We start from the raw sequence: 22,771 nt of genomic DNA, 5'->3' as shown, positions 1-22,771 counted from the left end.
TTTATCATAGTAGAATTATTGACATCAAAATTTTAAAAAAAGTCGTCTTGTATATTACACAGCTTTGGTCAATGAAGATTTATGAATAGAGCATTTTTCGTTAGAAAATTTTCACTTGAAGCCTTACTTAGAACAGAAAAAACATTCCGACACAGACAAGTGTCATAACGCCCCAAACACCTGTCCAGGATGTTGCGTGGAGTATCCATGGAATAATTGTCGGGGTTGCGAACAATATGAAGAAGGTTGCAGTATTTGCCATTGCCATCGCTGTTGCAACGCTTTTAGGGCCTGCCATTGATGCCAATTCGGTCATGCCAACACCTTGCCAAGATAATATGAAGACGCCGGCAACGAGAACTGCGGCAACCAAAGCCCACGACAGATGTGTCGATGGAGTCTCTCCATAGAAAAAGGTAAGCAACGTAAGAACAAAAAACGCGAGTGCACTTAATATCGTTACCGTTTTTAGAAAGCCTACGCGATTGTTTTTCTTGTCGGTATAATAGCCGCCGGAAATACGTGTGAAACCGGCACTTATCTGGATAAAGAACAGTATCGCGCTGATATATTCAATATTGATATGGGCGAAGTCATGTAAGAAAAGCATTGTAAAAGTCATCAACGCAAATTGCGGTGCGCACAAAAGGCCAATAGCTATGACAATACGCCATATGGCCAACTGTTTGAAAACATGGGTAGCAGTTTCTTTCTCGACAGCTCCGTTTGTCCCGGTACCCTTTTCCTGGTCAATATCAACAACCCAAAGATAAGTTAAAAAGGCAAAGATAATGCAAAATAAGGCCGAGATATAAAGTGACCAGACAAAACTTGATTTATATGAAATGAGAGGGAAAAAGACTGCTCCCAAGGCATAGCCGAGCGGTACAGCAGTCTGTCTGACACCCATTGCAAATCCACGTTCATCTTTGTCGAACCATTGCATAATAGCTCGTCCACTCGAACCATTCAGGCTGCCTCCTGAAAGGCCGATAATGAGTAGCCCGATGAACAACGTTAAAGGAGCATAAACAATCGGAACAACATTTATTATGACAGCTGTCAGGATGAGAACAACTGCGGTCGTCGTCAGACCGGTTATAAGAATAGGCCGGTCACCCAGCCGGTCTGTGAGCATTCCCCAAGGAACTTCACCAAAAGCTATGCCTATTCCGACAATTCCCATAAGCATGCCTAATACCGGCGTGGAAATTTGATAATCATCTCGTAAAAGGAGAGCTGCGGCCGGAACACCGCCAATTACAAATGTAAAACATGTATTCGCCAATGCACATGTAAACAGCACTTTCCATTTGTGACTGCTTGAATGGACCCCGTCGTTTATGAAAGTTTTTTCACTCATTATTCAGCTCCGCTTTTTCTGTTGAGAAATGCGTAGCACTGGATTAAATATAAATATAACAGGATTTTTTTATAAAATAATTCGGTTTTTCCGAATTATAAAAAGGTGGGTATATGCAAAATCTGGATCCCGATTTGCTAACAACTTTTATTACGATTTTGGAAACCGGAAGCTTTCTGAAAGCATCCGAACGTCTTTACCGTTCCCAGTCGGCATTGACAGAGCAAATGCAAAAACTTGAACTTGTTTGTGGCTGTCAACTGCTGGAAAGGGGCAAGAAAGGAACACGTCCAACAATTGATGGCGAAAAGTTGCAAAAACATGCTCTTGCTATTTTGAAACTTAACCGTTTGGCGCTTGCTGATATGCACAATGTTGCTGCAACCGAAAATATCTCGATTTCTATTACAGATTATCTCATGCCTGAAAAAGTTGCTCGAGCTTTGGAAATGTTGACAGCAGCTCGTCCGAAAATACAATTGAGCCTTACATTCAAAAGCGGGTCAAATGCGCTTATCCACGACAACAATCTTGACGGTTTCGATATAATAATCCTGACACATCTTATCGGTACACCGTTACCGGCTTATCCGGATAGGGTCATTATAAAACGCGAGCCGTTATATTGGGCAGGTGCTGCAAAGAAGAGGTTTTCAACCGGTGAGGTATTGCCGCTGATCGGTATGAAAAAAGGTTGCCTCATACAAAAGGCCGCCCTTCAACTTCTCTCTGATAGTTCGGTTCCTTATGGATTAACACATACTGCGTCGAATGTTGCGAGTTTACAATTGGCAATCAAAGCCGGTTTGGGAATCGGATGTCTTAACAAAAATTCGATGGATGACAGTTTAAAAGATTATACACATTTATATAATCTCCCAAGTTTGCCGGATATTGAATATCTGCTTTTATATAAGCCGGAAAAATCGGATGTTGCAGAAGTTTTACGCCAAGCACTTGATACAACTTTAAATTAGAAAATGGATTAGTCTATCATCATAGGTTTTTGAACAATATTTCAAACATGCATAAAAGAACGCGAGACTACGATTGATTTATGCGTTTATCAAAAAATTGGTATATTTTTATTCCACTTTATTTCCATTAAAAAAATAAAATATCGGGTAAGTTATAGAAACTTGAAAAATACCGGAATTCGAGAGTTGAATTCCGGCATTTTTAAACAGTGAAATAAAGACAGCATAAAGCTGTCTTTGAAATGTTGAAACAGCGGTTAGAGAAGATGTGGACAAATCAGCACTGAAGCCATGTAAATGATGCCAACCCAAATCATCATGACCACTGTATATCCCATGATGTTTTGCAATTTTAATTTAGAAATAGCAAGCGCCGGCAAAATCCAGAATGGCTGTATAAGATCATTCCATGCATTTCCCAACATGACTGCCATTGAAGTTTGAGCAACAGATGCATTCATTGATCGTGCAGCGTCAATCATGAACGGTCCCTGTACAACCCAATGACCACCGGCGGAGGGGGCAAAAAAATTAACAAAATAGGAACTGATAAGCCCCCAGAAAGGCAACGTATCGGGTGTTGAAATATGCACGAAAAGTTCTGCAATGGATTTTACTAGCCCGGAAGCATCCATAATTGCCATAATGCCCGCGTAAAAAGGAAACTGCAGGATGATACCGCCGATGGTTTTTATCCCCTCATTGAGCTTTGTGACGTAATTTGCGGGTGTACCGAGAAGAATAATGCCGATAAACAGAATAAAATAGTTGATGATGTTGAGATCCAGCGCCCCACCTTTTACAAAATAACCGACAAAGTAAAACATGCCAATCAAGCCGATCAAATAGCTGATAAAATGGCTATTGTTCAGTTTTGCGGCAAAAGTATCATGTTCCGCTACCAGCTCGATTTCGGGTTTATTATCAGTAACGATGTATTCCGGATCTTTGTACTCCACAATATCATCTTTATTTTTTGGATGAAGGGATGCATTAAGAATAGGTAAGGTTATTATGACAATGAGTGCTGTAACCAGCATGGGGATGGAAAATATCGTTTCTTTCAATGAAATGATACCCATCTGCCCTTGTAATGCGTGACCTTCTGTCGATATTAAAATAGGTATAGTTGCAGATAGTCCGAGCCCGTAAAGTGTAAAACCGCTATAGGCTGATGCAATAATGAGCGGATAATGGACACCGCGAACATTGTGTGCGAGTTTTTTTGCGACAATGCCGCCGATAACCAGCCCAAATCCCCAATTCAGGTAACTTCCGACGGCTCCTACCAAAGTTGCAACAATAATTGCCTGGCGCGGTGAATGCACACAGCTGACGATTTTATCGAGAAAACGGTCGACAATTGTGGCGCCTGCGAGCACATATCCCATAGCTAAAATAACAGCCATTTGAGTTGTGAAACTTAGCAGTTTCCAAAAGCCGTTTCCCCAACTTAAAATCATATCGGATGGTGCTTGCCACTCGACCAATATGGCTAACAGCATCGTAAGCAACGTTAAAAGAATGGCAAATACAAATGGATCAGGAAGATATTGGCGCATCAATTCAGTAAAAAATTTGGTTATTTTGTTCATATTTTACATCGTTGTTTAACGAAGCCTCCGCTTTTAATGATAGAACAGTTGAATTTTGTGAAATATTTTTTAAATGCAGATAATATTAAAAATAATTTATATATATAAATAATACTAACCTTATTATATAAAAATAATATTTTAATATTTTATAATAAAAATATAAACGAATAAAAGATATTAATTATACACAAATAAAAACATTTTTATTTTTTATAAAATCATATCAATATATTTATATACAGTTTTAATTTGAAAAAATCCGATTTTCTCAACTGCTTGCAACCATAAATCCGAAAACAGGATGTCAATATCGTTGTTCTCTCCATGGCAATAGATTATATTTAGAAAACAAATCTATTGCGACAGTGCAATTGACACTCTCATTGTTTTCTACGTGCCCTTCATAGGGGTGCCACACCAACAGTCATGCCACCACAGACATAAAGCGTTTGTCCTGTGACAAAACCGCTCTGCTCGGCCAGCATGAAAGAAACAGCTTGTGCGACATCTTCAGGTAAACCGATACGTTTAACGGGAATGGAGTTGATGATAGCTTTTGTGCGCGGTGAATCGTCTGGATTTGCCTTCTGGAACAATTCCGTTTTGATGGGGCCGGGGCCGATTGCATTGGACGTAATACCGAATTTACCCAGTTCCAAGGCCCAAACTCTTGTCATTCCGATAAGCCCCGCTTTTGTTGCGGCATAGGCAGTGCGCAACTCTTTTCCCAATGCAGCGCGAGATGAAATGTTGACAATTCGGCCGAAGCCCGCTTCCTTCATGGAAGGAACTAAAGCTTGCATACATTGCATGGCACAACGCAAATTAAGCGACAAGACGAGATTCAAATCGTCTAAGGTTTGGGTTTCCGCACTCGCCGGACGGACGACACCGACATTGTTGACAAGACGTGTGATGGGGCCTTGTGCCAATGCAGTCTTTAAAGCTTGATCTGTCTCATCAGGGTTGGAAAGATCGGCAATGATGCCGTCGCCGGTTCTGTCAATAATAACCGGTTGATAGCCGTCCTCAATTGACCGTCGAGCAATGGCAGCACCAATTCCGTTAGCACCGCCAGTTATGAGAACACGTTGTTTCGTTGTCATTCGTTTTTCCTAAGTCTTTCATTAATACGCTGGATAACTCGAAGAAGACATCGCTTCGGTGAAACGAGTTTGAGTACTGTTTACTGAAAACTCTCCTCAGACAGTCGCAACAGGTGTGAGGGGGGATGCGATTGCACCGGGTAGATCAAGAGGCGGCGCTGTCAAAAGAAAGCGATATCTTTTATGATTGCGCAACCAGTCGGCAAGTGGTGTTAAATTCCATAATTCTCCAAGGTGGAGACCAATTTTGAACAAACAGTGCTCATGTAACGGCAACAGTGCACAGCTATGTTCCCCTTTGCGTGCCGGAAACGCCTCTACAGCATAATTATCCGCAGCAAGTGCTGCGATTTTTGTGTCGGTCAACCATTCGAGAAGTTTTTCATCGCTTCCATCAAGAACAGCTGAACTCTTTTCAAGCTTTTCTTTGTCGGGGTTACGATTCATTTTTAATACAAGATTGGCAAAGCCACTATGAAGGCACAATATGTCGCCCTTTGTCACTTCAATTTTGTCTTTGTCCAATATTTCCATAATATCGGAATAGGTAACAAGTTTACGGGCATCTCCGAAATGTGCACGTAAATCCAGCATAACAGCGCGTCCCTGAACAGCCTTACGTGACATTTTTTCAATGCCCAATGCATGTGCCGATGAGGTACTCGCATTGTCAAAATTGGCCGGAATACCGGTATCCCTTATTTGTTCGGGCCCGACAATATCTTTACCGGCAGCAAATCCGTTATAGTAAACGGGTCGCCTGATACCGTCACCTTGCGTATCGAATAACGAACCGGCATGCGCCAACCCGTCCCATTGTGTCGAATATTGCAGAGAAAGTATAACCATATCGTCACTTAGAACGTCAGACTTTCCTGGAACAAGTTTATCCATTTCGCAATTATAGTTGACGCGGTTCTGACGTAATAACGGCCGCAAAATAGGCGGATGACGATTAGGATTAAGTTTTTCTCCTCCCGGATAATCGAGGGGAAGACTTAGAGAAAAACTTAATCCCTCTTTAACTTCTGCTATACCTTCTTTTACTTTTTGCGGCGTAAGATAATTAAGACAACCCAATTGATCGTCAGGGCCAAAATCACCCCAGTTTGCACCGTCAGGGCGCTTCTTCCACCTCGATGTTGACATATTTATTTCTTCCAATAAGTATAAAAAGTTCGTTTGGCCACAAGCGACCAATGAGACGTTGCCAGAATTTCAGTAAAGCTTTATGTTAGGCGCGTTCAAACGCGACAGCAATTCCTTGCCCGACACCGATACACATAGTCGCCAGTGCATATCTGCCTTGTGTCAGTTTCAACTGCAGTGCAGCAGTGCCTCCGATACGTGCTCCGGACATGCCGAGCGGGTGGCCAAGCGCAATGGCTCCACCATTCGGGTTAACGTGTTCGGCGTCGTCTTTGATTCCGAGATCGCGCAATGTTGCAAGTGCCTGACTGGCAAAAGCTTCATTGAGTTCGATAACGTCGAAATCCCGAGGTGTCAGGCCGAGATGACGGCACAATTTTTTTGTTGCGGCTGCCGGGCCAATTCCCATAATACGCGGTTCAACACCGGCGGTAGCGCCGGCTATAATACGTGCAATCGGTTCGAGATTATATTTTTTTACTGCCTTTTCGGATGCGATGATGAGTGCGGCTGCGCCATCATTCACTCCCGATGCATTACCGGCTGTCACCGTAGCGCCCTCTCTTTTATTGATGACACGCAAACCTGAAAGAGCTTCCATGCTGGTCGAACGCGGATGTTCGTCTTTATCGACAATAATCGGGTCACCTTTACGCTGTTTTATTGTAACGGGAATGATTTCCTTGGCAAGGCGGCCATTTTTTTGTGCTGCTGCGGTCTTCTGCTGGCTACGCAGTGCGAATTTATCCTGATCTTCACGTGAAATGTTGAAATCAATGGCGACATTGTCACCTGTTTCCGGCATTGAATCGACGCCATATTGGGCTTTCATCAATGGGTTGACAAAACGCCATCCAATCGTTGTGTCATAGATTTCCGCGGAACGTGAAAACGCTTTTTCAGCTTTCGGCAAGACAAAAGGTGCCCGCGACATGCTTTCTACACCGCCGGCAATCATAAGTTCGGCTTCTCCCGTTTTGATCGCACGGGCGGCGGTCTGGATTGCATCAAGCCCGGAACCGCAGAGACGGTTGATTGTCGCTCCGGATATTGAATAGGGAAGTCCTGCCAGAAGCAATGCCATTCTTGCAACATTGCGGTTATCCTCACCGGCCTGATTGGCGCAGCCCATCAAAACATCATCAACAGCTTCCCAATCAATGGTCTTGTTCCGTTCGACAATTGCTTTGAGAGAAATGGCGGCCAGATCATCGGCGCGAACAGGAGCAAGCGCGCCGCCAAAACGGCCGATTGGTGTTCGTATGTAGTCACAGATAAAAGCTTCGGTCATTTTTCCTCCTCGATAGCTGGTACAACCAGATCTGTTACGAGCCCATCAATATAAAGTTTGGCGCCGGTTATTGCTTGTAAGTCGTCAAAACTGAGCGAAGCCAATTTTTCGCGTAACACAAAATGCCGGTCGACAATGTCGATGACTGCATGGCTCGTATAAACCCGTGTTACGCAATTAAGACCCGTTAGCGGAAAAGTGCATTTTTCAACGAGCTTCGGATCACCCTTTTTGGTTATGTGTTCTGTGACAACGCAGACCTTCCTGGCTCCATGAACGAGATCCATAGCGCCTCCCACAGCAGGAACGCCTTTTAATCCGACACGCCAATTGGCAAGGTCTCCGTTTTCTGCAACCTGATAAGCACCAAGGATTGCCACATCAAGATGACCGCCCCGCACCATGGCAAAACTGTCGGCATGATGGAAATAACAACCGCCGGGCTTCAAAGTAACAGCTTTTTTGCCTGCATTAATCAAATCCCAGTCTTCTTGACCGGGAAGTGGCGGTTCACCAAACCCCAGAATTCCATTTTCAGTATGAAATATGGCTTCATGACCCTTAGGTTGGAAACGGGCCACCATTTCGGGAAAACCGATACCGAGATTGACATAGGCACCATCTGCAATATCTTGTGCCGCGCGCCACGCAATCTGTGCATTGGATAGCTTGATCTTTTCATACATATCCGTGTTCATTTGTAGACTACCCCCGCGTGAATAAGTACTTCTTCCTGAGCCGGATTTGTTACTTCAACAATATCGTCAACAAAGATTCCCGGTGTGATGATATTTTCAGGATCGATATCACCTGCTTCAACCAATTTTGACACCTGAACGATCGTGTGTTCGGCTGCCATACACATAAGCGGGCTGAAATTGCGCGCAGCTTTGTGATAGGTCAAATTACCGTAACGATCACCGACAAGGGCTTTAACCAAAGCAAAATCAGCCTTTAACCAGCGTTCTTGCACATAGAAACGGCCGTCAAATTCCGCGACCGGCTTGCCAATTGCAAGTTCTGTGCCGTAGGATGTAGGTGTGTAAAAAGCGGCTATGCCCGCTCCTCCGGCGCGTATACGTTCTGCCAGAGTACCTTGTGGAACGAGTTCCAATTCGATTTTCCGCGCAAGGTATTTTTCGGTGAATGCACGGGGATCACTGGAACGGGGAAAAGAACACACCATTTTTTTTACCATTCCGGCATCAATCATCGCGGCAATGCCGACATAGCCATTACCCGCATTATTATTGATAACGGTAAGGCCGGTTACTTTTTTGTCTATCAATGCATGAATAAGTTCAATCGGCGTGCCTGCGCCGCCGAAGCCACCGATCATTACGGTTGCACCGTCCTTGATCGGAGCCACAGCTTCCTCGACGCTAGGAATAGATTTGTCCATCTTTAGCCTCCCGAAAGATGACATCAGTATTACTGACTTGAAAATTTATAGTAGAGCAGGAACAAAACCGGACAAAACACCGAGAATTAACCGCCGGCAAATAAGACTTGTCTTATTTGCCATTAGATTTACTTAAAAATGTATATATCCGGATTTCAGGCTCCCACGCTATCTCCCATATTTCAAACTAAGTGCGTTTTACTTCTTGCGTCAATATAAAATGTTCAATAATAGATATTTGTTCATATATTGTACAAAAAGGGGCGCAATGCATACACCTGTTAAAACGGATTTTGTCGGCGGATTTGCCAAAGGTTTGAAAGTGATTGAAGCCTTCAATTCGGCAAAGGCACGCCTTTCCATTACCGATGTCGCAACGATTACGGGCTTTGATCGCGCAACAAGCCGCCGTTGCCTTCTCACTCTATGTACACTCGGTTTTGCGAAATATGACGGGAAGTATTTTTCCTTAACAGCTAAAATATTGCGTCTTGGCTATAGTTATCTGTCGTCAGCGTCTTTACCGGTCATCATCCAGCCGTTTCTTGACAAGCTTTCGGCCAAATTAGGTCAAAGTTCTTCTTCGTCGATTCTAGATATGACAGAGATTGTTTATATTGCGCGTGCTTCACAGGTAAAAATAATGTCGGTGAATTTGACTGCGGGCAGCAGGCTTCCAGTCTGGTGTTCGTCTATGGGGCGGGTATTGCTTGCAGGCTTGCCTGAAGACGAGCGCAAAAGAATATTGGACGCAAGCCATATCGAACAGAGAACAGTAAAAACTTGTACTGACCGGAAAGCACTCGAGAAAAAAATAGAAACTGTTGCCGAAAACGGTTTTTGTCTTATGGACCAGGAGCTCGAGATCGGGTTATGTTCTATTGCTGTGCCAATAAAAACTGCTTCCGGGAAAGTTGTGGCGGCTTTGAATATCGGGGCACCGGCCGTTGAAAACTGCTTGCAGGAAATGACAACACATTATCTGCCCGAATTGCGAAAAACAGCTCATGATATTTCGGCTCTTATTCCGGTTCGCTGAATAGATTGGCGCAGGTAGAGATCATATAGTGAATATTCAGTGAAGGATTCTTCGTACCAACCTGAACGAAGTCGCATCGTTTTGAAAAAAACGCAAATGATTATCTATCGAATTCCGGTTTTTCCTAAAAACAAATGGCAAAAAGGCGCACACAATAAGTGGCAAAGGTCGCTTTCCCGAATGTTATGAATGAAATAATCGCGATATAAATAGCACTCAAAAAACAGTAATCGGGAAAGACATTTTAAAACTATTCCCAAGCATCAATGAGGCGTTCGATTTCATAAGAAACGCGACTGATATTGCCTTTTTGATCGGCAAGTTCGACACGCCAATGATTTGAAAACTGGTTGACCGATTTTTTCATCGGTATTGTACCGCTCATGAGCAAAGTTCCGGGGCGGGCAAGACCGGCTTTTTCAAGCTTTGTCAGCCATTTTGAAGGGGAGATAAGAAGGCCGGCATTGCCGTTTTGAATAAGCTGTTCTTCCTGTCTGTCTTTTACCCAAGCTTTCAAAGTAAAGTCGGAAAACGAATCTTTGACCTCGCTATAACGCCAGGCGAGATCGCCGATAAAGTCGGGCGCGGATTGTTTTGACCATGCAACGCCATGGGCTTCCAACGCGCGATCAGTATGATCGCAAGCAGCCATCAATAAATGTTCGTTTTCATTTTTACCAATATAGAGTGCCCATTCGGCTTCACCCGAAGTTTTATCATGCGGAGCTTGATAAAGATGGTCTTGCGAGACGACGTGAGAGCCTAAAGGATAAAGCGTTGGAAACGTTTTCGGGGCAGGGACACCAAGTGCCGCGAGCTCTTCTATATGGTGGCGGACTTCTTCGCTATTTGATCCGGCATATCCGGCGTTGAACACCCATTCAACATTGACAGTCTTCAAGCCACTGCCAACGACATATACAATGAGACTTCCCATCCCGTTCTCCCTCAAAAAAATAGTAGACTTACTATATATCAATGATGCATACTTATGGTATACCAAAATCATACAATAACAAGGGGAACTTAAATGGAAAATATTTTAAAAGAAACGGAACCACCAATAAAGCGCAAAAGTCTTGTTAAAGCATTTGCTGCAAGTCTCAGCGGGACTTCTTTGGAATGGTATGACTTCGCAGTTTATGGTGCTTGCGCGGCGTTGGTTTTTGGCCATTTGTTTTTCCCTGAAGGAGATTCACTAGCCGGCACTTTGAAGGCTTTTGGCACTTATGCGGTAGGCTATATTTCCCGTCCGTTAGGCGGCATATTTTTTGGGCGTCTTGGTGATATTGTCGGGCGCAAAAAAGTTCTGGTTTGGACGTTATTGTTGATCGGCATCGCCACCTTCATCATCGGGCTTTTGCCGACATTTGCATCTGTCGGATATCTTGCTCCGACACTTCTTGTTCTGTTGCGCTTTGCTCAAGGTGTCGGCGTTGGCGGTGAATGGGGAGGTGCTGTTCTTCTCTCCAGCGAATTCAGCAAACCTGAACAAAGAGGATTTTGGGCATCTGCGGCGCAAGTCGGGCCGCCTTTAGGTAATTTGCTGGCAAACGGTGTTCTTGCTATTCTGGCTTTTTTCCTGACTACTGCCCAATTCAACGATTGGGGGTGGAGAATAGCTTTTCTGCTTTCTGCGCTATTGGTCGTATTCGGTTTGTGGGTTCGCTATTCACTTGAAGAAACCCCTGTCTTCAAAAAACTTGAAGAAAAGAATGAACGCTCCAATGCGCCGGTTTCGGAAGTATTCAAATACGAAAGCAGAGCACTTTTTGGCGGTATTCTTGCACGCATCGGGCCGGATGTTCTTTATGCCTGTTTTACGGTTTTTGTACTTGCCTATGCCACGCAACATTTGGGAATGCCACGCTCTGACGCTATCATATCTGTCACAATTGCTTCCGGTATTCAGGTGTTGTTCATCCCCTTTAGTGGTTGGCTGTCTGACAGAATAGAACGACGTGTCATTTATGCTGTCGGGGCAGTTCTTGCGGCAATCTGGACATTTTTGTTCTTCTATATGATGGAGGAGCCGACTTTTGTTCGTCTCTTCATCGGGGTGACAGGCGCTCTCATATGCCATTCATTGATGTATGGCCCGCAGGCTGCCTTGATTGCAGAGCAATTTTCGGCACGCTTGCGCTATACGGGGAGTTCTCTTGCCTACACATTCGCAGGTATTGTCGGTGGTGCCATTGCGCCGTTATTGCTCGCGTGGTTTATATCATTTGACAAGAGCGGTTTTGCCATCTGCCTTTATATAGGTATTGCATGCGTATTGACGCTGATCGGGCTTGCAATGACAAGGAAAGCGCGCGTGTCCTGAAACAGAGATCGAAACGGCGTCGGAAGCCAAAATGGCACCGGTCGTTTCAGCATATCCACGTTTTAAATAAATAGGATGGGGTTTTATCAGGAACAAATCCGATAAAGCTCCATCAAACGAGATGTTGGCGTGTCCGGTCAAGATGTTCGAGAATGGCTTTCTTGGCTTTTCTGACATCTTTGGCGAGAAGCGCATCGATAATACGTTGATGTTCTTTTAGCACTTCGGTTCGTCTTTTTGCAGTTTTGCGGATGGCACGTACACCAAAGGTTACATAGCGTGCACGGAGCAGCTCGTACATCTGGTTTAAAACCATGTTGCCGGTTGCTTCAATCAAGGCACAATGAAAGGCACGGTCATGTTCGATAAAGTCAAGATAAGGATCGTCAAGTGCCATAAGTTTCTGGGCTTCCAATTCCTTGATCATGACAGGCGTCGGGTCGATATTTTGCGAGATGCAATATTCCGCGCTCCAGCTTTCAACAACACCACGCGCCTGAAAAATATCGTTGACTTGCTGCACGTTCATTGGTGCGACAAAAGCACCGCGGTTAGGCTTCAGATCAATCAGATCTTCACTGGCAAGCATCATAAAAGCTTCTCGTACCGGTGTGCGGGAAATGCCCAAACTATCGGCAATTTCTCTTTCGTTAAGAAAAGTTCCAACGAAAGAGGGATTGGTTAAAATGGTGTTGCGTATATGGGAATATGCGCGTTCACGACCTGAAGATTTCTTGTACATTATGCTACGTTAATTATAGTTTCGAACGAATATATAAAATCACAATATTGATAAGTATAGGGAGAATTCAAATGGGTGAAAACATAAAAATTGGATTGGCACAAATAAGAAGTGGTACTGACAAACAAAAAAATAATGCAGAAATCGTTAAAATGATTGAACAGGCAGCCACTCGGAAAGTTGATATACTGGTTTTCCCCGAGGCAGCACAGGTTTCCTTCGAAGCGGCTTTGAAGGATGAGGCAGAACCGCTTGAGGGCCCTTTTGCAACATTGATCCGCTCTTATGCCGTAAAATATGATATGATGATTGTCGCCGGTATGTTTGAACCGGCAAATGACGGACGCATACGCAATAAGTTGATAATTACCGGAAGAAATACTGAGGCCATTTATCAGAAAGTTCATTTATATGATGCGTTTGGTTCACGTGAATCAGACCTCGTTGAAGCGGGAAGTGATTACCTTGTTCTCGATACAGTGTTCGGCAAGATCGGTTTTGCTATTTGTTATGATTTGCGGTTTGCCGACCAGTTTACCGCAATGGGGAAAAAAGGCGCAAAATTGATTATCGTTCCGGCTTCCTGGGGGGATGGTCCTGGGAAAGCCGAGCAGTGGGATTTGTTGGTTCGCGCCCGTGCGGCTGATTCTGAAGCTTGGCTTGTTGCCTGCGATCAGGCCTGGCAACCGTCAAAGGGAACAGCACCCCTTGGCATCGGACTAAGTTCTATTGTTGACCCGACAGGAAATGTGCGCGCACGTCTGGCAAGCGAAGCTGAGCTCATGGTCTTCGACATCAATTTAGGAAATGTGGAAGCTATTCGCGCACGTATTCCGATATTGGGATAACCCGATGTTCGGGTGATAAAATATTATTTTGAATAAATACTATGTCACATATTGGCATAGGCAGTTACAAAACAACAAAATCGGGCAATGATGAACGCCCATCATGCCCGATCTTCCATTTGATTTTTATTTCAATTCGGTAGCAAAACTATCAAGCGGATATTCTTTTTTGACAATGCCTTTTTTATAAAGATAGGCTCCGTAAGAAATATATCTTTCTTTGTCGAGATGAAGTGGATTTTCGCTGAATAACGGAACCGTTTCCATCCATATCTTTTTGTTGAGATCGGTATCAAGTTCCTTATATTTTTTTACAAAATTGTCCCATGTTTCTTGCGGGTGAGCTTTCAGATATTGCTGGCCTTCATGAACGGCTTCGAGGAATTTTTTATAAGCGTCATGTTTTTTTAAGTCATTTTTGGCAACAAAAATCAGTTCGTCATATGGAGGAATACCATAGTCTTCAACCTTCATAATAACAGGTTCTACGCCCTGTTCGCGTATTTCATTGCCTTCCACATTGCGATAACCGCCAATGACTGCATCAACCTGTTTTGACATCAACCCGCTTACAAGATTGAAATTGACATTTACAAGCTCGACATCCTTTATCGTGAGACCCTGATTTTCCAACATTGTTCCCAAGATTACGGGTTCGATACTGCTCACAGAAAACCCGACCTTTTTGCCTTTGAGATCAGCCGGTGTTTTAATTCCGCTATCGGGAAGCGCCAAAACAGTATTGAGCGGTGTTTCAATGAGTGTTCCTATACGTGTCAGCGGTAATTCTTCATCCTGAAAAATGTAGAGTTGCTGTTGGTAGGATAAAGCAATATCGGCTTTGTCGGATGCAACCAGACGCGGTCCAATATTAGGATCGGAGGGGGTGACGATTTCGACATCAAGTCCGCGTTTTTCAAAACTGCCAATCTGTTCGGCAACAATCAAAGGTGCATGATCGGGATTAAGATACCAATCAAGAACAACTGTAAGTTTATCATTGGCTTTAGCACCGAAAACGCCGAGAAAAATGATGAGGATCGAAAATAATATTTTTTTAAACACGTTTCCTCCGGAAATATAATAAAAAGAAAAATCAATTTTGTTGCGATTTTTTATCCCAGTAGATAACATATTTCAATATGATATCGGTGATATACCATAAAATCATTGCAATAATGGAAAGTATAAATATTGCGGCAAAGCATGTCGGTGTTTGCATACGGGCATTGGCGTTCAACATGATATAGCCGAGCCCGCCGGATGACCCCACCCATTCGCCGATAATCGCACCAATCGGAGCAATAGCAGCGGCGACACGCACACCGGAACCAAGTGCCGGCAGCGCTGCCACAAGCCTGATATGGACAAGTTGAGACAAGGGAGATGCTCCCATGGTTCTCGCAAGATCGAGATATCCTTGGTTGGTTCGCTGCAAACCGTCAAAAAAGGCTGTTGTAACAGGAAAAAATATAACCAGTATTGCGGCGATGATTTTCGAGAGGATACCGTAGCCGAACCATAGAACCAGAATGGGGGCAAGGGCGAAAACCGGTATTGACTGGCTTACAATCAGAACCGGCATCAGCCATTTTTGCAATGTCTTGGAAAACATCAAAAGAAGCGCCAAAGCAGCACCGGACAAAATCCCCAAAACAAAGCCGATGACAATTTCGACAATTGTAATCAAAGAATTTTCCAGAAGATATTGCCGCCCATTCCAAAGTGATTGTGCGACAACAAGGGGGGAAGGCAAAATGTATTTTTTGAGATCGAAAATAATGGCGACAGCCCACCATAATGCGAGGATGCCAAAGAAAACCACAAGACCATGAAGGAAAAATGCAAGTTTTTTATTGAAGCGGTTCTGCAAACTATATCCCCTTTAAAAAATGCATTAATTCGGTTTCACTCTTTATGCGGTTTTTATCATCATAATTTCGCGGTGCTTTACCCTCGACAAGGATAGCAGGTAAGAAAATCGCCGGTTGACCCTTGAGAACCAGTATACGCTGACACAATCGTGCAGCTTCGGATGGATCATGGGTAACAAGCAATACCGTTTTGTTTTTGAGAAGATCGAATGCAAGTTCCTGTATGGTGGCGCGAGTAACCGCGTCAAGTGCCGAAAAAGGCTCGTCCATCAATACAACGGGCTTGTCTTCATATAATGTACGGGCAATAGCCACCCTTTGGCGCATACCACCCGATAAAGTTTCGGGGAGTTGGTCTTTGACCGACAAAAGACCGACCTTTTCCAGTAATTCTTCGGCTTTTTTGTAGTCTTTCTTCTCATGGCGCAGTCTTGCTCCAAGGCAAACATTCTCTATCACCTTGAGCCAGGGAAATAGCAAATCTTGTTGCGCCATATAGGTTATACGTCCATGAAGACTGTCACCGTCGGAACCTGAAATTTTTCCGCTATCGGGGGTAACTAGCCCGGCAATAATTTTTAGAAGGGTGGTTTTGCCAATTCCGCTTTGCCCCAAAAGCCCGACAAATTCACCGGCAGGAATATCAAAATCCAGCGACCGAAAAACTGCTTTGCCTTCATAATCGAGAGAAATGTTTCGCGCTTTGATACCCAATAAGGGAGAAGAACTTGTCATTGATGAATGATCCTGAAACTAAGCTATTCTGACACTATTCAAATTCGGGTAACAAGCAATTCTTTCCGGTTATCCGACAAAGCAGCTTGAAGCATAAAGATGTTTGCCTCCTCATGATGAGAAGGTCTTTACACGGGCAAAATGGACTTTAACTGTTAAGGTGCGCTAATCAAGCTATTTTTGAATCAATAACAAACGTCTGACAGAAATTATGCCGGAATGGCTTGAGCTATTCAACAACGACCGCTTAACAACCAAACGAAAACGGGCAACGTCAACAAAGACGAGATAATCTGCAGAGTAAAAAATTATTCGGGATCATGCCGCTTCAAAGCTTCAATGAACAATTGAAAAGCAATCGGATGATGGCGACGATTTGGATAATAGAGATAATACCCCGGAAACGGTAAGCAATATTTTTCAAGGACGCGGATGAGGCGTCCCTGTCTGATAAATTCGTCGACTTCCTGTTCGGGAATATAAGCAAGGCCGAGACCGTCCAGGGCAGCTTCGAGAATATGTGGATAGGTGTTGAAAATGAGCTGTCCTTTCGGGCGTACATTGACTTCTCCGTTTTCGTCATCAAGCTCCCAAGGATAAAGTCCGCCGGACGTTGGAACCCGCAAATTGATGCAGTTCTGTTCCATCAGATCGTGAAGTGTTTCCGGTTTTTCATGTGTTTCAAAATAACTCGGCGCCCCGACAATTGCCATTCGCATTGCTGGTCCAACCGGAATGGCAATCATGTCTTTGGCGAGATGTTCGCCAATACGAATACCCGCGTCAAAACGTTCTTCAATAATATCGGTAAGACCATAATTGATATTGATCTCGACCTCGATCTTCGGATATTTCCGTAAAAAAGGCTGCAATTTCGGTCGTAAAATATAGGACGCGGGATAATCCACCGTAGTGATGCGGATTTTTCCTTTTGGTTCTTCGGCTGCATTGGTGATGAGATCAAGCTTTTCATCCATTGTCTCGATGAGCGGTGAAAGCTCTTCTATCAATCGCTCGCCCGCAGTCGTGGTTGAAACATTGCGCGTTGTCCGTGTGAGCAGACGAATTCCCAAACGTTCTTCAAGACCACGCATGGCATGGCTTAACGCCGATTGTGAGACACCCAGTTTGCTTGCCGCACGGGTAAAACTTTTTTCTCGTGCAACCACGAAAAAAGACATGAGATCATGGATGTTTTCTCTTAGCATTTTTTTTGAGATGAAATCCGTTGTTGAAAAAGATCTTCATTATATCATGTCTATTTATGAATTGAATTCATAGAGACATGCACAAATATCCTGTTATTTTTACGAACATCATGGCCTTTAATGAGCGAGATGAAATCACGCGGCAGTTCATTAAACCGGTACGCTTTGAACGATTACATTCTGGCTCGTCATTCAGGTTTTATAAAATGCCAGCGGATTTTAAGGCCACGTTACGGTGAACCGGCAAGAACCAGATTGACGGGGTTATAGATGCATTATGCCGGTTCGGGAGATTTGCAAATGTGTGAAGCGTGTGGAAATTCCAATCATAAAAAACACGAAACTTTGCCGCGGCGTGAATTTTTGAAAGAAGGTGGCGCGTCTGTTCTTGCCGCCGGTGCAATGATGGGGACAAGTGCAGCTGCAAAGGCAGCCCCTTCGAGAGGCAAGATGGTTATTGGCAAGGAGCCTTTTGAAACCCGTGCCTATGCTGCAAAAAGTGCAACATCCGGTTTTTCGCCGATCACCATCACACGACGTGCTTTGAGGCCGGACGATGTGCTTCTCGACATTCTTTATGTCGGCATTTGCCATTCCGATATTCACGCTGTTCATTCCGACTGGAGCGCCGCCCATTATCCTATCGTGCCCGGTCATGAAATCGTCGGCCGCGTTCTTGCGGTTGGTTCAAAGGTTACGAAATTCAAAGTCGGCGATATTGGCGGCGTTGGCTGCATGGTGGATTCTTGCGGTACATGTGAAAATTGCCTTGATGATCGCGAACAAAATTGTCTGAACGGCACCACCTTTACCTATGATTCACCCGACAAGATAAGCGGTGGTTATACTTTTGGTGGCTATAGCGACCGTATGGTTGTAAACGAGCGTTTTGTTATTCATATTCCATCCCAAGTGCATCTTGCCGCTTATGCGCCGCTTCTTTGTGCCGGTGTGACCACCTTTTCCCCCATGCGCCATTGGAAATTGCAAAAAGATCAGAAAATAGCAATTGTTGGCCTTGGTGGCCTTGGACATATGGCCTTGAAACTTGCTCATTCCATGCGTGCAGATGTCACGGTATTCACGACAACAGAAGGAAAGATTGCCGATGCCAAACGTTTAGGCGCAAGTGCTGCATTTTTGTGGACTGACAAAAAGGCTTTCGAGCGCCTTACCAATCATTTCGATTTGATGATCTCGACAGTACCGGTTTCATATCCGATGCAGCCTTTCATGAATATGCTCAAACTTGACGCGACCCTCGTCAATGTGGGTGCGCTTGGTGAATTGACAGGCGGTTTGAGCGGTATGTCCAATGGTTTTGGACGGAAAAGCCTTGCCGGTTCGATGATTGGTGGCATTGCCGAAACTCAGGAAGTGATCGATTATTGTGCGGCACGCCATATCGAGGCCGATATAGAACTTATCAAGCCTGATGAAATTGATCGCGCTTATGAACGGGTTATGTCCAAAGATGTGCGCTACCGGTTTGTTATCGACTTTGCGTCGGGTAAATCCGCTTGAAATCGGCGTTAAATCTTCATTGACGACGTTTTTTTGAGGCGGGTTTAATTTCTGCCAGCACGCTAACTTATTTTTCACAAAACGTTTTTGCAAAATTACAGGAAAAACAATGTTGACACTTGAACAAAAAAGGCTTGTTCCCGTTGCCGCTTTTGCAGCTGAAGGAAATATTGATGGATTGAGAAATGCTTTAACCGAAGCACTAGACGGCAAGGTTGCGATCAATGCTATCAAGGAAGTTCTGGTTCAAACTTATGCCTATGCGGGTTTCCCGAGAAGTTTGAATGCACTTTCCGCTTTGATGGATGTGGTCAATAAAAGACATAAAGCGGGTAAAAAGGATGAACAGGGCAAAGATGCCTCGCCCTTCCACACAGATAAAACCATGTTGGAGGTAGGAACCGGAATCCAGACAAAACTGGTTGGTCAACCGGTGACAGGCCCGCTTTTTGAATTTGCTCCCGCAATTGACCAGTTTTTGAAAAGTCACCTTTTTGGCGATATTTTTGTGCGTGACAATCTTGGTTATGAAACAAGAGAAGTTGCTACAATTGCTATGCTTGCTGCACTTCAAGGCGCCCAGTCGCAATTGAAATCACATTATCAGATGGGAACGAATACCGGCCTTGAAAAACAGGATTTGCAGGAAATTGTTGCCATTCTTGAAGCTAAGGTCGGTCTGGAAGTTGGAAAACGTGCAGGCGAAGTGCTTGATAGTTTCCTGAATGGTTGAACTTTTTTGGTGATCGTGTTTTCAAGAGGTTGAATGATGAGTGAATGGACAAAGAACGAGCTTGCGGCGATTGATGCAGCCGATGATCTCAAAATGGCTCCCTATCATGAGGATTTTAAGACAACAGGCACGCCTGTGTGGATTTGGGAAGTTGTCGTTGATGGCGGCCTTTATGTGCGTGCCTATAGCGGCACGTCCTCACGCTGGTATCAGGCTGCAATCAAACAAAAAAGCGGAAAAATTATTGTGGCCGGAAAGACCGAATCTGTTCATTATGAAGCCGTCAAAGACCCGGCGGTTCTCAATCAAATTGATGAGGCTTATCACAAAAAATATAATCCAAGCCCTTATGTCGGAGCAATGGTGGGCGAGAGAGCGAAAGCTGCAACAATCAAAATCATAAAAGCCTGATAATGTAGTGAGTTTCGGTAATGCCGGAGCAACGAACGATGCTGCTGCCGATCAGCGAGTGATCATTGAAGGAATTTAATTATCCCGTAAAATGTAGTACATAACGATGATCTAATTCTATTTTTCAAAAATATCACGGTTGGGGTGAGCTGCCCGATTTCCAGAGAGGAAGCAGTAAGAATGAAGAGAAGTATCGTTTCCTTTTTATGTGCAATCGTATTAATTTTCGCTCTATTTTTTTATTGTTTTAGCGTGATATTCTCATTCTATGTACATCACAAAACAACGAAGATGTTTGGCAAAGATGTCGTTTACTTTACAGATAAATCAGGAGCATTTTCGACGTCAGGTTTTTTTGCTCCTCGGATATGGTGCACAAAAAATATAAAAGATATTCCATTTCTCTCAATTCTCACACGTGCAGCTCTGATTTATACAGATCTGGATTGGAATAGCGCAAATAATACAACTAATCCGATCCATTTCGGTATTGTTGACAAAAATAATGAAGCATATATCTGGAGCTTTAGAAAGATGGATTATGTTAATATAGTGAAATCGCATTTTTTGGATGGAAAATTTACGTTCGTAGAGATTAATTCTTACGCAGAAGAATGTGCGAAAGAGATAAGATAGTTATCTGGGAAGAGGTTATCATGCCATCGCTATTTGTTAATTAACACATTTTCTAGCGGTGTATGATATTACGGGTAAAAGCTATACCGATGAGGAATTTCTTAATTTAACTTATAATCTTATTTGGATGACGGCCAATGAAATCGAGCCGTTTGATGCGAGATTACGTGTGCCTATCAACCATGTGCAATAAATCCCCGACTGTTTTAAAACATATTAGACTAAATTTTGTCATATTATACATATAACTGAACTTACGGGCTACCAAATACATATCAAGAAGATAAAGAATATATTGAACGCGTTGAAGGTTTAATTCGGGCAAGTGAGGATATAGATCGTATTTTGCTCTGGCCGAAGGCCATAGGTTATAATAATAAGACGGGCGCGAAACGATATTGGTCTTCTTATTGCGATTTCAGTGTTTTTGCTTTTACCAAAGTAGTTCTCAGAAAAAGAATTGCTTTACACGGATTTTGTCAGTTTCATGCAGAATCCTGACCTTAATATGCCAGAAGCTGTTATTCGGGAAGACATTATTCCGATTGATGACGCTATGAATATTGACAATATACCCGACTTTGAAGTCTACGCTGCGTTAGCTAAGTGAACCTTGAACTAAAGTGATTTAATTAAGCGGTATCAAGGCTTTTGCGCTCAACCAGAATAAGGAGGAGCAGCATTCATGAATTCCCCTACGCATGGAGGCAACAGGGATATTGGTAATGCTTTGGTGATCTCGAATGATCCTGACTATTGCCGCGCCCCCAAGGATATCGTTCCCGATAATATTTAAGCTTATCAATCAAATAATGCCTAACAGTGAATTCTGTTCGCGTGATTTGACGACTAAGAAAAAATAGAATTCATTTGTGAATAAACTGTGTGTATTATTTAACATATGATGGAAATATCTGGATTTTTGAAAAACATTTAATCTTAATGCGAATAAGAATGGATTATTCTTATTAGATATTGTTAAAGCAGACGAATGAAGAAAACCGTCTAAATATTCTTTGTTATATTTTAATGCTTCAATTCCATTTGGGATTGGTTGAAATCAAAGTTGAAAGACCTTCAAGCAGGTCATTTTACTGATCCGGTAACGGGCGAGCGGATGGGAGAATGAAATGGGCAAACGATGGTTCAATATACCGTTTCTATGCTTGATGTTTGTTACATGTCTCATGATTTCTGCACCGTCATACGCTGAAAAAAGCATGATCTCCCCGGTTAAAGAGGCTGATAAATATTTTAAAAAGGAAAGCCCACAGCTTTATAGTTTTGCACAACGCATTGAGGCACAACAGCCGATTACAATTGATGACATAAAAGCCTTGCCGGAGGGATCGTTAAACAAGCGCTATTCCGCTGAAATCACGCTACTGTTTTTTGCTTTGGAAGTCTTCAACGCTCAAGCGATTGATGTTTTATTGGAAGCAGGAGCTGATCCCTATATGATTGATACTCCCTCCTCCGGTTCAGGGCGTGATTTCACTTTTTATTTTGCGATGTACAATCCTGAGGCCAAAACAGGTTTTACCCCTGCCTTTGTTAATGCCATTTTGGCTAGTTATCTTAAACATGGTGGCAATCCAAACAACCGGAATAATATACCTTTTTTATCCAGGATAGCGATGTCAGAAAATTATACCGGCGTGAAAATGGTTGCCAAAGCAGGCGGGGATGTTTTTGAACCTCATGATGACATCTATTTCTCGGCTGCAAGTATATTGGCTGGGAATCCTTATCCCGAAGGCCAAAAGTGCTTGGGTGATTTGATTGATGCAGGTTATCTCAATCAACGGC

Annotated in this window: 22 protein-coding genes and 1 pseudogene; 10 read left to right on the top strand and 13 right to left on the bottom strand. The window is 43.5% G+C overall.

Annotation, left to right across the window (positions count from 1 at the left end; translation table 11 throughout):
* Positions 1–127: 127 nt before the first annotated feature.
* Positions 128–1,363, bottom strand: coding sequence for an MFS transporter (locus PEB0122_RS00110; RefSeq protein WP_075915174.1), 1,236 nt, complete (start codon positions 1,361–1,363; stop codon positions 128–130).
* A 113-nt stretch (positions 1,364–1,476) separates the two neighbouring features.
* On the opposite strand from PEB0122_RS00110, the gene PEB0122_RS00105 reads away from it, so the two are divergent.
* Complete coding sequence (locus PEB0122_RS00105; RefSeq protein ID WP_075915173.1) at positions 1,477–2,340, top strand: LysR family transcriptional regulator; 864 nt, start codon at positions 1,477–1,479, stop codon at positions 2,338–2,340.
* A 257-nt stretch (positions 2,341–2,597) separates the two neighbouring features.
* Here the strand turns inward: PEB0122_RS00105 and PEB0122_RS00100 are convergent, their stop codons facing one another.
* The 6 genes from PEB0122_RS00100 to PEB0122_RS00075 form a co-directional block, all read right to left on the bottom strand.
* Positions 2,598–3,935: a short-chain fatty acid transporter gene (locus PEB0122_RS00100; RefSeq protein WP_075915172.1), complete on the bottom strand. Its 1,338-nt coding sequence runs from the start codon at positions 3,933–3,935 to the stop codon at positions 2,598–2,600.
* Between the two features lie 404 nt (positions 3,936–4,339).
* Entirely contained in the window at positions 4,340–5,044 is a 705-nt protein-coding gene (locus PEB0122_RS00095; protein ID WP_075915171.1) for an SDR family oxidoreductase, read from the bottom strand.
* 96 nt (positions 5,045–5,140) lie between these two features.
* Positions 5,141–6,193, bottom strand: a complete 1,053-nt coding sequence (locus tag PEB0122_RS00090) for a cyclase family protein (RefSeq protein ID WP_075915170.1) — start codon at positions 6,191–6,193, stop codon at positions 5,141–5,143.
* Positions 6,194–6,278: 85 nt separating this feature from the next.
* Positions 6,279–7,484 carry a 3-oxoadipyl-CoA thiolase gene (pcaF, locus tag PEB0122_RS00085; protein ID WP_075915169.1) on the bottom strand — a complete coding sequence of 402 codons (1,206 nt, stop codon included), beginning with the start codon at positions 7,482–7,484 and terminating at the stop codon, positions 6,279–6,281.
* The gene (locus tag PEB0122_RS00080) at positions 7,481–8,182 is read right to left on the bottom strand and encodes a 3-oxoacid CoA-transferase subunit B (protein ID WP_075915168.1); all 702 of its coding nucleotides are present in this window, start codon (positions 8,180–8,182) and stop codon (positions 7,481–7,483) included. Before PEB0122_RS00080 ends, pcaF begins: the two co-directional genes overlap by 4 nt.
* Entirely contained in the window at positions 8,179–8,886 is a 708-nt protein-coding gene (locus tag PEB0122_RS00075) for a 3-oxoacid CoA-transferase subunit A (RefSeq protein ID WP_075915167.1), read from the bottom strand. The genes PEB0122_RS00080 and PEB0122_RS00075 overlap by 4 nt, the downstream gene beginning before the upstream one ends.
* Before the next feature lie 268 nt (positions 8,887–9,154).
* Here PEB0122_RS00075 and PEB0122_RS00070 point away from each other — a divergent pair, with 268 nt between their 5' ends.
* Positions 9,155–9,925, top strand: a complete 771-nt coding sequence (locus PEB0122_RS00070; protein ID WP_075915166.1) for an IclR family transcriptional regulator domain-containing protein — start codon at positions 9,155–9,157, stop codon at positions 9,923–9,925.
* Between the two features lie 250 nt (positions 9,926–10,175).
* Here the strand turns inward: PEB0122_RS00070 and PEB0122_RS00065 are convergent, their stop codons facing one another.
* A complete protein-coding gene (locus tag PEB0122_RS00065; RefSeq protein WP_075915165.1) occupies positions 10,176–10,862 on the bottom strand; it encodes a DUF2848 family protein in 687 nt (228 codons plus the stop codon).
* A gap of 93 nt (positions 10,863–10,955) precedes the next feature.
* On the opposite strand from PEB0122_RS00065, the gene PEB0122_RS00060 reads away from it, so the two are divergent.
* Positions 10,956–12,251 carry an MFS transporter gene (locus tag PEB0122_RS00060; protein ID WP_075915164.1) on the top strand — a complete coding sequence of 432 codons (1,296 nt, stop codon included), beginning with the start codon at positions 10,956–10,958 and terminating at the stop codon, positions 12,249–12,251.
* A gap of 112 nt (positions 12,252–12,363) precedes the next feature.
* Here the strand turns inward: PEB0122_RS00060 and PEB0122_RS00055 are convergent, their stop codons facing one another.
* A complete protein-coding gene (locus tag PEB0122_RS00055) occupies positions 12,364–12,993 on the bottom strand; it encodes a GntR family transcriptional regulator (protein WP_075915163.1) in 630 nt (209 codons plus the stop codon).
* Positions 12,994–13,064: 71 nt separating this feature from the next.
* Between PEB0122_RS00055 and PEB0122_RS00050 the strand changes: the two genes are divergently transcribed.
* The gene (locus PEB0122_RS00050; protein WP_075915162.1) at positions 13,065–13,841 is read left to right on the top strand and encodes a nitrilase-related carbon-nitrogen hydrolase; all 777 of its coding nucleotides are present in this window, start codon (positions 13,065–13,067) and stop codon (positions 13,839–13,841) included.
* Positions 13,842–13,967: 126 nt separating this feature from the next.
* On the opposite strand, the gene PEB0122_RS00045 is transcribed toward PEB0122_RS00050, so the two are convergent.
* The 4 genes from PEB0122_RS00045 to PEB0122_RS00030 form a co-directional block, all read right to left on the bottom strand.
* Positions 13,968–14,906 (bottom strand): ABC transporter substrate-binding protein, encoded by a 939-nt coding sequence (locus PEB0122_RS00045; protein ID WP_075915161.1) that lies wholly within the window; start codon positions 14,904–14,906, stop codon positions 13,968–13,970.
* Positions 14,907–14,937: 31 nt separating this feature from the next.
* Positions 14,938–15,714, bottom strand: coding sequence for an ABC transporter permease (locus tag PEB0122_RS00040; protein WP_075915160.1), 777 nt, complete (start codon positions 15,712–15,714; stop codon positions 14,938–14,940).
* 1 nt (position 15,715) lies between these two features.
* Complete coding sequence (locus tag PEB0122_RS00035; protein ID WP_075915159.1) at positions 15,716–16,450, bottom strand: ABC transporter ATP-binding protein; 735 nt, start codon at positions 16,448–16,450, stop codon at positions 15,716–15,718.
* Between the two features lie 308 nt (positions 16,451–16,758).
* Positions 16,759–17,658, bottom strand: a complete 900-nt coding sequence (locus tag PEB0122_RS00030; protein ID WP_075870362.1) for a LysR family transcriptional regulator — start codon at positions 17,656–17,658, stop codon at positions 16,759–16,761.
* Positions 17,659–17,958: 300 nt separating this feature from the next.
* Here PEB0122_RS00030 and PEB0122_RS00025 point away from each other — a divergent pair, with 300 nt between their 5' ends.
* From PEB0122_RS00025 to PEB0122_RS00005, 6 genes and pseudogenes are all read left to right on the top strand, one after another.
* Complete coding sequence (locus PEB0122_RS00025; protein WP_075915617.1) at positions 17,959–19,182, top strand: NAD(P)-dependent alcohol dehydrogenase; 1,224 nt, start codon at positions 17,959–17,961, stop codon at positions 19,180–19,182.
* Between the two features lie 109 nt (positions 19,183–19,291).
* Positions 19,292–19,915, top strand: a complete 624-nt coding sequence (locus tag PEB0122_RS00020) for a carboxymuconolactone decarboxylase family protein (RefSeq protein WP_075915158.1) — start codon at positions 19,292–19,294, stop codon at positions 19,913–19,915.
* Positions 19,916–19,951: 36 nt separating this feature from the next.
* On the top strand, positions 19,952–20,326 hold the full coding sequence (locus PEB0122_RS00015) for a DUF2255 family protein (protein WP_075915615.1): 375 nt from the start codon (positions 19,952–19,954) through the stop codon (positions 20,324–20,326).
* Positions 20,327–20,506: 180 nt separating this feature from the next.
* On the top strand, positions 20,507–20,962 hold the full coding sequence (locus tag PEB0122_RS00010) for a hypothetical protein (RefSeq protein WP_075915157.1): 456 nt from the start codon (positions 20,507–20,509) through the stop codon (positions 20,960–20,962).
* Between the two features lie 487 nt (positions 20,963–21,449).
* Complete coding sequence (locus tag PEB0122_RS11935; RefSeq protein ID WP_263969910.1) at positions 21,450–21,572, top strand: hypothetical protein; 123 nt, start codon at positions 21,450–21,452, stop codon at positions 21,570–21,572.
* A 577-nt stretch (positions 21,573–22,149) separates the two neighbouring features.
* A pseudogene (locus tag PEB0122_RS00005) lies at positions 22,150–22,771 on the top strand (hypothetical protein); the annotation flags it as partial.

Origin of the sequence: Ditibartonella apis (assembly GCF_001952075.1) — a bacterium.
Taxonomy (GTDB): Bacteria; Pseudomonadota; Alphaproteobacteria; order Rhizobiales; family Rhizobiaceae; genus Bartonella; species Bartonella apis.
This window is presented reverse-complemented; position numbering and strand designations above follow the sequence as displayed.